At 41.4% G+C, this 13,806-nt stretch carries 10 protein-coding genes; 4 read left to right on the top strand and 6 right to left on the bottom strand.

Going from position 1 to position 13,806, the window contains the following annotated elements:
* The 6 genes from ACM0OY_RS17425 to ACM0OY_RS17450 all read right to left on the bottom strand — a co-directional run bounded on the left by ACM0OY_RS17425 (nucleotide 1) and on the right by ACM0OY_RS17450 (nucleotide 6,464).
* Nucleotides 1-1,080 carry a catalase family protein gene (locus ACM0OY_RS17425; protein ID WP_414570103.1) on the bottom strand — a complete coding sequence of 360 codons (1,080 nt, stop codon included), beginning with the start codon at nucleotides 1,078-1,080 and terminating at the stop codon, nucleotides 1-3.
* A gap of 39 nt (nucleotides 1,081-1,119) precedes the next feature.
* Nucleotides 1,120-1,695 (bottom strand): 5-formyltetrahydrofolate cyclo-ligase, encoded by a 576-nt coding sequence (locus ACM0OY_RS17430; protein WP_414570104.1) that lies wholly within the window; start codon nucleotides 1,693-1,695, stop codon nucleotides 1,120-1,122.
* A 114-nt stretch (nucleotides 1,696-1,809) separates the two neighbouring features.
* Entirely contained in the window at nucleotides 1,810-2,754 is a 945-nt protein-coding gene (locus ACM0OY_RS17435; RefSeq protein WP_414570105.1) for a GDP-L-fucose synthase family protein, read from the bottom strand.
* 24 nt (nucleotides 2,755-2,778) lie between these two features.
* Nucleotides 2,779-3,858 carry a GDP-mannose 4,6-dehydratase gene (gene gmd / locus ACM0OY_RS17440; RefSeq protein ID WP_414570106.1) on the bottom strand — a complete coding sequence of 360 codons (1,080 nt, stop codon included), beginning with the start codon at nucleotides 3,856-3,858 and terminating at the stop codon, nucleotides 2,779-2,781.
* Between the two features lie 592 nt (nucleotides 3,859-4,450).
* Entirely contained in the window at nucleotides 4,451-5,209 is a 759-nt protein-coding gene (locus ACM0OY_RS17445) for a sugar transferase (protein WP_414570152.1), read from the bottom strand.
* A gap of 100 nt (nucleotides 5,210-5,309) precedes the next feature.
* Nucleotides 5,310-6,464 (bottom strand): glycosyltransferase, encoded by a 1,155-nt coding sequence (locus ACM0OY_RS17450; RefSeq protein ID WP_414570107.1) that lies wholly within the window; start codon nucleotides 6,462-6,464, stop codon nucleotides 5,310-5,312.
* A 278-nt stretch (nucleotides 6,465-6,742) separates the two neighbouring features.
* Here ACM0OY_RS17450 and ACM0OY_RS17455 point away from each other — a divergent pair, with 278 nt between their 5' ends.
* The 4 genes from ACM0OY_RS17455 (at nucleotide 6,743) to ACM0OY_RS17470 (ending at nucleotide 13,805) form a co-directional block, all read left to right on the top strand.
* Nucleotides 6,743-7,681: an NAD-dependent epimerase/dehydratase family protein gene (locus tag ACM0OY_RS17455; protein ID WP_414570108.1), complete on the top strand. Its 939-nt coding sequence runs from the start codon at nucleotides 6,743-6,745 to the stop codon at nucleotides 7,679-7,681.
* Between the two features lie 61 nt (nucleotides 7,682-7,742).
* The gene (locus tag ACM0OY_RS17460; protein ID WP_414570109.1) at nucleotides 7,743-8,642 is read left to right on the top strand and encodes an SMP-30/gluconolactonase/LRE family protein; all 900 of its coding nucleotides are present in this window, start codon (nucleotides 7,743-7,745) and stop codon (nucleotides 8,640-8,642) included.
* A gap of 483 nt (nucleotides 8,643-9,125) precedes the next feature.
* The gene (locus tag ACM0OY_RS17465; RefSeq protein ID WP_414570110.1) at nucleotides 9,126-9,488 is read left to right on the top strand and encodes a hypothetical protein; all 363 of its coding nucleotides are present in this window, start codon (nucleotides 9,126-9,128) and stop codon (nucleotides 9,486-9,488) included.
* 423 nt (nucleotides 9,489-9,911) lie between these two features.
* Nucleotides 9,912-13,805: a tetratricopeptide repeat protein gene (locus tag ACM0OY_RS17470; protein WP_414570111.1), complete on the top strand. Its 3,894-nt coding sequence runs from the start codon at nucleotides 9,912-9,914 to the stop codon at nucleotides 13,803-13,805.
* The last annotated feature ends 1 nt before the right edge of the window (nucleotide 13,806 follow it).

Raw genomic sequence — 13,806 nt, forward strand, 5'->3', positions numbered from 1 at the left:
TTATAGCGGTGAATCTCCAACCTCTGCATAAGGTTGTGGTTCCCGCAGGCGTTTGGCAATTTGTTCTCGTCGATATTTTGCAAGTTCGCTATAAAGCTTCTTGCGGGAAAGATTTACACTACCAACAGGCTCATGTTCTAGGAGTGTATGCCAAGGGCTAAACATTGTACCCTCATCTAAACGTTTGCGTTCTTCAAAGTCAAATTTCTGACTGGGAATGCGGACAGTTGCAACTTTAATAAATGGTGAATCTGCTTCTTGCCATTCTTTAACGTGGTCTTCAATTGGCGTTTTTTCATCATCGACATAAAACTGAATCAGAAAATCAAAAGATGCTTCTCGACCCTCTACCGTTAAATGGTTGACCATTGCTTCCCTAAGGTAGTTTTCAGATTCTGGAAGTATTTCTGGAGGCTGTTCAATCTGTTGAGATTTTACAGATAATTTAACAACGCGAGACGCTGCTAACGTCGCTACCGCTGACCCTCGAGGACTCGCTAACGCTTCGCTATCGCTAACGCCAAACTTAAACGGTGCCATACTCCAATACTGAATCAAAAGTGGGTTGCCTACGTTCTTACTAGTAATTTTTTGTAACAAAGCAAAGGCGTAACCAAGTTCCTGTAAGCGTTCTGGAGTAAGTTGTCCGCTACCTGCTTTAAAGATATCAGCGTAATCATTAACGTCTTTGGTAAAGAAAGTAGGATAACTGTTAAGTATAAAATCTTGAGTTTTTTCTTCATCATCCAGTACTTTTTGCCCCTCTACATTCATCACCTTGATAGCTATACCGCGAACATCAGGTTGGCTATCAGAGCGAAATTTCCCACGTTTTTCAGGCGCACCACCATTAGAGAAACGAATCCAAGCAGGATAGGTTTGGGGGGTTTTGAACAAACCTACTCTCAAGTCTTCAGGAAGATTGGGTTCAACAATAAACTCTCCCCATAGTAGTCCGTGACTTTTGCTATGAATTTGGCGCAGGTCTGGACCTGTTTGTTGTTGAGCTTGGAGACTAGTTGCTACAATCTCGTCGATGGTGGCTTCTTGGTCAGTGGTAGATGCTGTTGGATTACTCATGAAAAATATTTGATGATATTTCTTCATCATCCTCAACCTTTAGTCTTTGGGAGTCAACCCAGTTTCAGTTAAGATATTTTTTAACGGTTTATCCCAAAGTTCGATAGGTAGCTGGGGTAAATATGCAAAATCAAATACAATTCCGATAGTGGGCTTTGTTAACCACTCTGGTGAACTGAGTAGGCGATCGTAATATCCTCCGCCATAACCCAGGCGATATCCTTGATAATCGCAAGCTACACTGGGGGTGAGAATCAAATCCACTTCCGTCGGGTCTAAGGTTGGCGCGTCGGGATGGGGTTCAGCAATGCCATAAGCGCCACTTTGCACAGAATCATCAGTCTGCCAAATATGCCAAGAGAGGGATTGATTAACGCAGCGAGGGAATCCCCAACGGTATTTGGTGTTTATAAATAATGCACTGAGGTCAGGTTCTTGTCGAAAGCTAAAATAAGCAAGTATTGTTTTTGCTTGGGCGAACAAAGCAGAGTTTTGTAAATGAAAGCAAATGCGATCGCTTTTTTCTCTCCACTCCCGAACAGACATTGATTGACGTTTTTTGAGTAAAGTACGGCGTAATTGTGCTTTATTTAGTTGATGATTAACTGCGTCCACATTCAAAAACTTACTTGTTAAACAGCATTGTGCGTTTTAATTGTAAGTTACCTATTAAAGTACTACTAAATTTTTGCTCAAAAAATCTGAGGGTGGGCATTGCCCACCCTCAGATTATGCAGCGTGTTGACGATACCACTCAATGGTATTTTTTAGCCCTTGCTCAAAGCTAACTTGGGCAGTGAAATTAAAAGCAAGCTTGGCACGTTCAGTATCTAAACGGCGTCTAGGTTGACCATTGGGTTTATCAGTTTGCCAAACAACTTCACCTTTAAACTCCATCAAAGAACAAATCAGAGTCACTAAATCAAGAATCGAAATTTCATCACCCGTTCCCAGATTTACTGGTTCTGATTCGTTGTAGAATTGAGTGCCCATCACAATCCCCCGCGCAGCATCAACAGAATAGAGAAACTCGCGAGTCGGACTACCATCACCCCAAACTAGCAGTTGCTTTTGTTCTTGAATTTGGGCTTCGTGAACCTTGCGAATTAACGCCGGAATCACATGAGAACTTCCGGTATCAAAATTATCTTCTGGACCATATAAATTCACTGGTAATAGGTAAATACCATTAAAGCCATACTGCTGGCGGTAAGCTTGCAATTGCACTAAAAGCGCTTTTTTGGCAATTCCGTAAGGTGCGTTGGTTTCCTCTGGGTAGCCATTCCATAAGTCATCTTCTTTGAATGGCACCGGAGTAAATTTCGGATAAGCGCAGATAGTACCAACACAAACAAATTTTTCCACTCGTGCTTGATATGCAGCGTGAATTAGCTGGCTCCCCATAATCAAGTTATCGTAAAATAACTCTGCGGGTTTTTGCTGGTTGAGACCGATACCACCAACATGAGCTGCTAAGTGGATAACGATGTCTTGTTGGTCAACTGCACGTTGGCAATTTTCCCAAACTCGCAGATCGCAATCACGCGATCGCACTACTGTAATCTTCTCACTATCAGCACCTGCTTGAGACAGTTGATCTATCACCTGACGACCGAGAAACCCTGACCCACCAGTGACAAGAATGCGTTTATTTTTGAGTTCTAAGGCGGTCATATTTTTATCCTCTGTGGGTCTCAATCAGAAGTGCAAAGCGCCAAGTTCTTGACGAAGAGTAGCAACCTCATGTGGAAATTGCGAACCATTGCCATTGGGTGAAGTGTAACCCAAAGCTTGGAGGTCTGCTTCTACCATTAAGGAAACTAGTTGTTCAAAGGTTACTGATGGTGTCCAGCCTAACTTCTGCCGTGCTTTGCCAGAATCACCAATCAATAATTCTACCTCGGCAGGACGGAGATAACGTTCGTCAAATTCGACATAATCTTGCCAATTGAGATTGACGTAATTAAACGCCAATTCGAGAAACTCCCGCACTGAGTGAGTTTCGCCAGTTGCAATTACGTAGTCGTCTGGTTGGTCTTGCTGCAACATCAACCACATTGCTTTGACGTAATCTTTAGCGTAGCCCCAATCTCGCTTGGCATCGAGATTTCCCATGTAAATCTTTTTCTGTTTTTTGGCGACGATGTTGGCTACTGCCATGGTGATTTTACGGGTAACGAAGGTTTCTCCACGACGGGGTGATTCGTGGTTAAAAAGTATACCGTTACAAGCAAATAAGTTGTAAGATTCACGATAATTTATTGTTTGCCAGTGGGCATATACTTTGGCGCAAGCATATGGACTGCGGGGATAAAATGGTGTTGTTTCGCTTTGCGGGATTGCTTGTACTAATCCGTACATTTCTGAGGAACCCGCTTGGTAGAACCGCACTTGGATTTTGGTACGTTGTTGGTAGTCTCGAATTGCTTCTAATAACCGTAGTGTCCCCATTCCCACTGCATCTACGGTGTATTCTGGTGAGTCAAAGCTGACTCTGACATGGGATTGAGCGCCGAGGTTGTAAATTTCTACTGGCTGTACTTCTTCTAAGATGCGTCGCAATGTTGTTCCATCGGTCAAATCACCGTAGTGAAGAAATAATTGCACTCCAGGTTTATGCGGATCTTCGTAGATGTGATCGATGCGGTCTGTGTTGAAGGTAGAAGTCCGGCGAATTATTCCATGAACTTCATAACCTTGTTCTAGCAAGTATTCGCTCAGATATGAACCATCTTGACCGGTAATACCAGTGATTAACGCTCGCTTCTTTTGCGTCATGCTCAACTATCCCTTATTCTCTTTGATTAAAATATTACAGCTGATCTGATACAACCTAGCAGGTAATTGCTGAATTGCCTAATAGTAAACCTACTAGTTCTAATCGATCCTGTAACTTTTAAGTAAATAAATTTACTTAAGAACAAGTGATTTAACTACTAAGACTTAAATTCATAAGTTCAAGATTGTTTAATAATTATTTTTAGCTATGTTTTCATTTGTTTTTTTATAAAAATTTTATAATACACCTGATTTTTGTGAAGACTCTATAAAGTTACTTGAGTTCGATCAGCCTTTGATAGCTAGTCTTTTGAGGTTTTAAAAATACGATTATGAAAGAGACTACAATAAAAATTTATACAGCGTTTTCTCTAGTTTTTAACTAGAGAAAAGCTATACCAAATTTGAAAGAAGAATGCGACAGATATATAAGTAGGGGGACACATTTGTGCGCCCCTACAGGCGATTTATTTGTTGCAAAAGTTTTTGCAAATGGTATTATTTAACCAGTTTTGTGTAGCAGTATATTTTACACTAAAAATTAGTACTTAGGGGCATTGACCGCCCCACAGAACCAGCTCTAAGTAATTACTCAGTATGCTCCGTTATTTTTAGGCAAAATTACTACATCAACAGTTTTTAAGATAATCCATAAATCAAGCCATAAATTCCTAAATTTTACGTAATGCAGGTCTATTTGGACTCGCCGAGGGTAGGGAATGTCATTACGCCCAGACACCTGCCACAAGCCTGTAATTCCTGGACGGATTGTTAAAATCTCATCAATGTGACAACCGTATTTTGGTAGTTCTTCTGCTACTAATGGGCGAGGGCCGACTACACTCATATCCCCTTTTAAAACGTTCCAAAACTGGGGAAATTCGTCTAAGCTAGTAATTCGCAAAAATCGACCAATTTTAGTAATCCGTGGGTCTTGTTTGAGCTTAAAACTACTCTCAAACTCTTGTCGCAATTGGGGCGATGTTTCCATCATTTGCACGAGGATTTCGTCCGCATTGCTGACCATTGTTCGGAATTTAATACAGTTAAAAGGTTTGTAATTTTTTCCTACCCGTTGCTGAACATAAAAAATCGGGCCTTCTGAACTCAAAGCAATCAACAAGGCCAAGATTAAGTAGACAGGGAAGAATAAAATCAACACTGACAGCGAAAACACTATATCGAACAGTCGTTTGGCAAACTCTCCGTTTAAACCCTGAAAAGATAAACCTTGAGGTTTAACTCTAGGCGTCTTTGTTCTTTGACCGCGTTTTAGAAGAGTACGCGTAGACGCTCTAGTGTCTTGCCGTACACCTCGCTTGCCGGAGAGGAGTGAGCTCTGGGCAGTCATCATACTCCTTAATAATCCACACCACACATAGTCCCAATCTTAAAGCCAAAATGAGATGCTTCTGGGGATAAATTGCCAAAAGCCTAAAAAAATAAGTATCTTAACCAAGACCATTATTCCAAAAAGGTCTTTTTTCGTTGCACTTGTTTACAAAATCTAGATAACGATCTGCAAACACTTGCTGCGAAAATTGCGCGGCGTGCGATCGCATATACTCACAATTGAACGAAGCCTGATATAGTTCAAATTTTTCTACTGCCTCCACTAAAGCTGCCTCTGTTTGTGTCCTGAATAATATACCTGTCCCTGTATCCACATTAGAGCGAATATCTCGCACTGTTTCTAGAGCACCCCCAGCACCATAGGCAATGACTGGCGTACCACAAGCTTGTGCCTCTACTAAGGCAATACCAAAATCTTCACAAGCTGCATACACAAAGGCCTTAGCGCTAGCCATATATTTTTTTACCACATTATCGGGTTGCCATCCGAGTATTTGTATGTTTGAATTTGCCATCTCACGAATCTTTTTCATTTCATCTCCTGTGCCAATTACTACTAATGGTCGTTTTAGTTGATTAAAAGCTTTGACAATCAACGATACTTGCTTATAACTCACTAGTCGAGAAACTGTTAGGTAAAAATCGTCTTTTTCCTGAAAAAATGGAAATTCGCCAATATTCACAGGTGGGTAAATCACTGTTGCTTCTCGCCGATAGCAACGCCAAATGCGCCGAGCTGTGTGCTGGGAGTTAGCAATAAAGTAATCAACACGATTGGCACTCAAAACATCCCACTGGCGCAAACGATGTAATAAATATCGGGTCACCCACCCAGGTAAACCATTACCCAGCTTGCTCTGGCGCAGATAATCAAAGGTCAAGTCCCAAGCGTAGCGCATGGGGCTGTGACAGTAGCAAATATGCAACTGATCTGGAGTGGTAAGGATTCCTTTGGCAACAGCATGGGATGAAGACAGAATTACGTCATAGTCCCGCAAATCCATTTGTTCAATCGCCAAAGCCCACAAAGGCAAATACTTTTGTATACCGTTACGGGCATAGGGAAAGTGCTGAAGAAACGTCTTGCCAATTTGACGTTTGTATAAATAACTTTCAGGGTTAATGGATTCAAAATCGATGAGGGCATACAAATCAGCATCAATGTGATTCAAAATTTCCCGTACAACGAGTTCTGAACCACCTGTGGCTTTGGGTGTCAACCACTCATGAACCAGAGCATATTTCAAGGGCACAGCTAACTTGTAATGAATGGAAAATCGTTAGGCAACTTATGAGGTTAACTGAAAAGTTTCCCCTTGTGATTAAATAATGGGAAGCGCCCCAGGTGAAGGCCAAGACGCAATTTTTCCCTCACAGGTTCCAGATGGATGCTGCAACCTGATAACCTCAAATTGGGGACTGGGTACTGGGTATTGGGTACTGGGAAAACTCTTCCCTAATCACCAGTCCCTAGTCCCCAGCCCCTAGTACCCTGTGCCTTAAAAAGAACTGACGTAGGAATGGGAAAGCTATGCGAATTCTAATTATGGGTGGTACTCGGTTCATTGGTGTCTATTTGACTCAACTACTAGTGGAACAAGGACATGAAGTGGTGCTGTTTAATCGTGGAAATCGACCAGCGCCTTCTTTACAGGGAGTAGGACAAATTATAGGCGATCGCACCGATGCTACCCAATTAAAAGCAAAATTGTCACAAGAAAATTTTGATGCCATTTTTGACAACAATGGACGAGAACTCAACGATACTCAACCACTTGCAGAGATTTTTCAAGATCGGGTGCAACATTTTGTATACATGAGTTCGGCGGGGGTGTATCTCAAATCTGACCAACTTCCCCATATCGAAGGCGATGCAGTAGATCCCAAAAGTCGCCACCTGGGTAAGCATGAAACGGAAGCTTATCTGACTCAACAGGGATTACCTTTTACTTCCATTCGTCCTACTTATATTTACGGCCCACGTAATTATAATGACTTGGAAAGCTGGTTTTTTGACAGAATTGTCCGCGATCGCCCCATTCCTATCCCCGGAAATGGTTTGCATATCACTCAGTTAGGTCATGTTAAAGATTTAGCAAAGGCCATGACCCAAGTTTTGGGCAATCAACAAGCAGTAGGACAGATTTATAATATTTCTGGCGATCGATTTGTTACTTTTGATGGTTTAGCCCGTGCTAGCGCCGTAGCGGCTGGAAAATCACTTGATGCTGTGAAAATTGTCCATTACGACCCGAAAAAGTTTGATTTTGGCAAGCGCAAAGCTTTTCCCATGCGGGTGCAACATTTCTTTGCTTCGGTGAACAAAGCGCAGACAGAATTAAACTGGCATCCGGAATATGATTTGATTTCGGGATTACAAGACTCTTTGCAAAATGATTATTTAGCTTCTGGTCGGGATAAAGCCGATGTTGATTTCTCTGTAGATGAGGAGATTTTAAAAGCTGTTTAATTGTGAGGTTTGTTGACCGAATAATTCGTAATTATTCGGTCATGGGTGATGGGAAAAACCAATGTTGGTTGAAAAAATGAGTCAGATTTTGCAATATCCACTCCATAATATTTTAGATGCTCGTGCCCGCTTGGGTGAAGGGCCAATTTGGGATTCTACTAAAAAAGTGCTTTACTGGATAGATATTTTTAACCATCGAGTGCATCAATTTGACCCGGGAACTCTTAAAGATCGCTTTTTTGATGTGGGAGATGTGGTAGGTGCGATCGCCACAACTGGTACAAATAGATTAATTATCGCACTGCGCCATCACCTAGCATTACTCAATACCCAGACAGGTGAAGTTACTCCCATTTTAGAAATTGAAGGAAATCTGCCAAATAATCGTCTCAATGATGGCAAATGTGACCTCCAAGGTCGTTTTTGGTTCGGCTCAATGTCTACTTCAGAAAAGCCCGAAGCTAGTCTCTATCGTTATGATAATGATGGTTCATTACATGTCATGGAAACAGGATTAACTATCTCTAATGGTTTGGGGTGGAGTCCGGATCAAAAGACGTTTTATTTGGCTGATTCTCCTCAACAAAAAATATATGCTTATGACTTTAATTCAGGAACAGGGAATATTAGTAATCGCCAGATTTTTGTTGATTTAACTCATGAATCTTTCTACCCAGATGGCTTGACGATAGATAGCCAAGGAAATATTTGGTCAGCTATGTGGAATGGATGGTGTGTGATTCGTTTCAATCCCAAGGGTGAAGAAATTTTGCGGATTAATCTACCTGTTCCACTTGTAACAAGTTGCACCTTTGGCAGCGAAGATTTGCAAACACTTTACATCACCACTGCTTCAGTTGGACTCAGCCAAGCCGAGATTGACAAAAGTTTCTACTCTGGTAATTTGTTTGCTCTCCGCACAGATGTTACCGGATTACCTAGCTATAATTTTTATAAATAAAATAGTAGCTCTGTCAATCTGAGGTGCTAAATGAATTCTCACATTCGTTAAACTAGACTCTTTACTTGTTTGCGAATTCTAAAAATTACGATTTTTGAAGGTAGATGTTGTGAATCAGCACTGCTAGCTTTTTGTAGCAAAAACATCTGAAAAATATTAACTTGAAAGTGTAGAATGGAGGTTAAATAGTTTAAGTAAATGAGAGTATTTTTTTCATCAGAGATATAAAATAGCGTTAAAATCCTGTCTGTTAGATCCGCTGCTGGTAGCAGTTGCTTAAATCTTGTGAGAAATAAAACTGATTAATTATAAAAAATCTTATCTGATACAAATTTTCAAGTCTCTAGCCCCCAAAACTGGGGTTTTTCGATAAATCTAGGAAAATTAGTTAGGAGATAATCCGAAAAACTAGAACTTCAGTTTGTAGAACAGAATATACTGTGTCAGCCCAAAAATACATCCAAATTTCAGGAGTTTAAGTCTATGGAACCAGTTTCTATCATTCTTACCGCCTTAATGACTGGTGCAGCAGAAGCTATTGGTGGAGATGCTTTTAACAGTTTGAAGAATTTAATCAAGCGTAAGTTTGTAGGCGAATCAAAGGCAGAGATGATTTTAGCAGAATATGAAAAGCAACCGGAAGTTTGGGAAGCACCCTTGAAAGCCGAATTAGTTGAAGTTGGTGCTGATAAAGATGAGGAAATTCTCAAGAAAGCTAAAGAGTTACTGGAGTTAGTCAAACCTCAAGAAGTATCAGGTACAAGTAATATTAATATTGGCGGTGATGCTAAAGGTGTTGTTGGATACAATATTAGTGGAAATATAAATCAAGGAAACATTAGTTAGGATTGTCGATTGATTAAGCTGCAACAGGACTTACGCAACTGCACATATATCTTCTGTTATGGCGGTCAAGAGTCAAAAGTGTAGAGTTTTTGGACTTTTGACTCTTGACAACCTATACGAATTGAAGAAGAATTCAGAATTAATCAGTGGGGGATTCAGACCCGCCACTGATAGCGTAGCGTTAGCGAGTAATCGAGGACACAGCTTAGCTTCGCTATCCGCCAGTCGTACAGAATACCCAACTGAATCTGATACCATTTCCAAAAATCTTTGCAACAGATGAATCGGCTGTAGGGGCGTACAGCTGTACGCCCCTACCTATCTATCTGTATCAAGTATTTCGTGAAATGGTATGACTCCTGACTTCTGAATCCTGTTTTGATAACTAAATAAAAAAGCGGCTATGGGTAATGGGAAATATATATGCTTAATAATAACTCTGAAAGTAACATTAATATTGCTCATGATGCCAATGGTGTTGTTGGTCAAAATATTAGTGGAAATATAACTCAATACTTCATTTCTCATGAATCTAAAGCTAGCATTCACAATCGCAAGCTTGTTACATTCTCTCCCTATGTAGGGCTAGAAAAATTTCAAACTAAAGATAAAGAGAAATTCTTTGGACGGCAAGCATGGATTACGAAACTAAACCAACATTTAAAACAAAAGAATGTACTTCTACTTTTGGGAGCATCTGGAAGTGGAAAATCATCACTGATTCGAGCAGGATTAATTACAAATCTTGAAGACGATTGGGGCGACTTTATTAATCTAACTTTTGAGCCAGATATAGATGTTTTTAAATCTCTGTATAGTTCTCTTCAATCTAACGGATATAAACAGTCAGAACTTGATATTGCCCTGAGGGATAATAACCTAGTTCAAGTTGTAAAAAAATTGAAACATGATTCTCAGTGGCTGATCTTTATTGACCAGTTTGAGGAACTTTTTACGAGGACTCCAAAGCCAGAACGTCATGAGTTTGTTGATAGCCTGATGCAACTTATTAAACAACAGGATAACTCTGTCAAGATTGTTCTCACAATGCGGGCTGATTTCCTGGATAAATTTAGTCCTTATCCTGAGTTGGGAAATATTCACGATAACTATAGTTATATGCTCACCGATATGACTGATAGTGAGCTAAGATTAGCCATCGCTGAGCCTGCGGCCAGAAATGGAGTAACTTTTGAGGAAGATCTAGTTGATCAAATTATCTGTGATTTTCGTCAACAGGCTGGTTCTTTGCCACTTCTACAGTACACCCTGCGAAAAATGTGGGAGACAGAAGTAAATAGTGATACGATCGGCGATCGCACTTTGAATAAAAGTACTTATCAAAAATTGGAAGGAGTCACTGGCGCATTCCAACAACAGGCAAACAAAGTATATGAAAGTCTTGCAGAAGAAGAAAAACAAGCAGCTAAAAAAATATTTCTTGAGTTAGTAGATATTGCAGACAATAAACCTGTTGTTAGAAGAATCAAGAAGGCCGAGTTTGAAGATGGTGGAGTTATAGAGAAGACACTCAATATACTAACTGATAACCCTAATCGCCTGCTGGTAGTGGGAAATGAAAAATCAACTTTTGCAAAACCCACAGTACAAGTAGCCCATGAAATTTTGCTAACTGCTTGGCCAATGTTGCAAGCCTGGATAAAAGAAGCGGAAGAACCTCTGTTTTTAAGAAGGCGTTTGCTCGAAGATGCTAGGCGTTGGAGTCGCTTGCTAAGAAAAAACCCTCAAAAAGCAGAAGAAGAACTTTGGAAAGAATCTAAGCTCAGGCAAATACAAGAACTGATAAAAAAACAAATCATATTGGCTTTGAACGATGAGGCAAATAAATTTCTTGATGCTAGCAACATGCTAGCTCAAGGAATAGAAGTACATAATTTGCTGAATCCTCAAGACACACAAAACGGTCTGGTTCTGGCAATTAAAGCAATAGATGAAAATTTAGATAAATTGCCAGAACAGATACTCGCTCCAATTCAGGTTGGTTTGTATAGAGCGATAAAAATATCCTCAGCTTCAATTTCTTTACTCGGACATCAAGCTCTTATCAGGTCAGTTGCCTTTAGTCCTGATGGACGGATACTTGTTAGTGCCAGTGATGACAATACATTACGGTTATGGGATGTCTTTTCTGGCAAGCCCATCGGTGAACCGTTGCAGGGGCATGAGGCTGCTGTCGGTTCAGTTGCCTTTCACCCTGATGGGCAGATGCTTGTTAGTGGCAGTGCTGACAATACATTACGATTGTGGGATATCTCTGGCAGCCCTATCGGCGAAACGTTGCAGGGGCATTTAGGTGCTATCAGTTCACTTGCCTTTAGCCCCGATGGGCAAATGATTGTCAGTGGCAGTGCTGACTATACATTACGGTTATGGGATATCTCTGGCAGCCCTATTGGCGAACCGTTGCAGGGGCATCATGCTCCTATCAATTCAGTTGCATTTAGCCCCGATGGGCAGATGCTTGTTAGTGGCAGTTCTGACAATACATTACGGTTATGGGATATCTCTGGCAGCCCTATTGGCGAACCGTTGCAGGGGCATCAGGCTCCTATCAATTCAGTTGCTTTTAGCCCCAATGGGCAGATGCTTGTTAGTGGCAGTTCTGACGGTACAGTGCGGTTGTGGGGCATTTACGGCAACCTCGTCGCTGAATTTTTTGCGGGAGATATGGGTAATAATGCTCCTATCAATTCAGTTGCCTTTAGCCCCGATGGGCAGATAATTCTCAGTAGCTCTAATGACAATGGATTACGGTTGTGTGATATCTCTGGCAAGTGTATGAGTGAACCCTTCTGGGTGAACCGCCCCGTCGGACTCATTGGACCGGTTGCCTTTCACCCCGATGGGCAGATGATTGCTAGTGGTTGTGCTGATAGTACAGTGCGGTTGTGGGATATCTCTATCAACTCAATTGGTCAACCGTTGCGGCAGCATGAGGGTCTTGTTCGTTCGGTTGCTTTTAGCCCCGATGGACAAATCATTGTCAGTGGTGGTGATGACAATACAGTGCGGTTATGGAATATCTCTGGCAACCCTATCGGTGAACCGTTACAGGGGCATAGGGCTGCTGTAAATTCAATAGCCTTTCACCCCAATGGAGAGATGATTGTTAGTGCCAGTGCTGACAATACATTACGGTTGTGGAATATTTATGGTCAACCCATCGGTGAACCCTTGCAAGGGCATAGTGCTGCTGTCGGTTCAGTTGCCTTTCACCCTGATGGGCAGATGCTTGTTAGTGGCAGTGATGACAATACATTACGGTTGTGGAATATCTCTGGTCAACCCATCGGTGAACCCTTACAAGGGCATGAGGCTGCTGTCTGTTCAGTAGCCTTTCACCCCAATGGAGAGATGCTTGTTAGTGGCAGTGCTGACAATACATTACGTTTGTGGAATATCTCTGGTCAACCCATCGGTGAACCGTTGCAGGCGCATAACGCTCGTGTGAATTCAGTTGCCTTTAGCCCCGATGGACAGATGATTGTTAGTGGCAGTAATGACAATACATTACGATTGTGGGACATCTCTGGTCAGCAAATCAATGAATTTTCTCAAAGAGTTATGCTTGAGGTTCCTGTAGGGTCAGTTAGTTTTAGCCCTGATGGGCAAATAATTATTAGTGGCTGTGCTGACGGGACAGTGAAGTTGTGTGATGTCTCTGGCAAGAAGATATATGAATCTTTTTGGGCAATTAATGGTCCTGTGTATTCAATCGCTTTTAGTCCAGACGGGCAAAAGATTGCTAGTGCCTGTGCTGATGGTACGGTGTGGTTGTGGCCAGGTGGTTGGCAAGCGTGGCTAGAAATTTGTTGCAACAGATTAGATTACTATCGTGACTTCATAAATCGTAACCATAGCAGTGATGTCGATCGCAGTGATGTCGAAGCTGCTTGCCAAATCTGCCAAAAGTATGTTCGCAACTCAGCACCAGCTGATGAGTTCAACAAACAGGGTGTAGACAAGCGGCGAGAAAAAGCTTTTCAAGCAGCGTTTGATGATTTTTCTCGGGCAATTCAACTCAAACTCAATCACACAGGGGCTTACTATAATCGCGGCATAACTTGTATGGAATTGAAGGATTATGGGGGAGCGATAGAAGATTTTAAACGCCTAATTCGCTTGATGCCAAACCATGCAGGTGCTTACGAATATCTAGGAATTTGTTATATAAAGTTAGACAATAACAAGTCAGCAATTGAGAATTTTCAGAAAGCAGCCAACCTTTATCAGCAACAAGGGATAGAGAAAAAGTACCAGGATGTATTGATAAAGCTTGAAAAAATTCAGCATTAGC

The sequence above is a fragment of the Nostoc sp. CCY 9925 genome (genome assembly GCF_963920935.1).
Lineage (GTDB): Bacteria > Cyanobacteriota > Cyanobacteriia > Cyanobacteriales > Nostocaceae > Nostoc.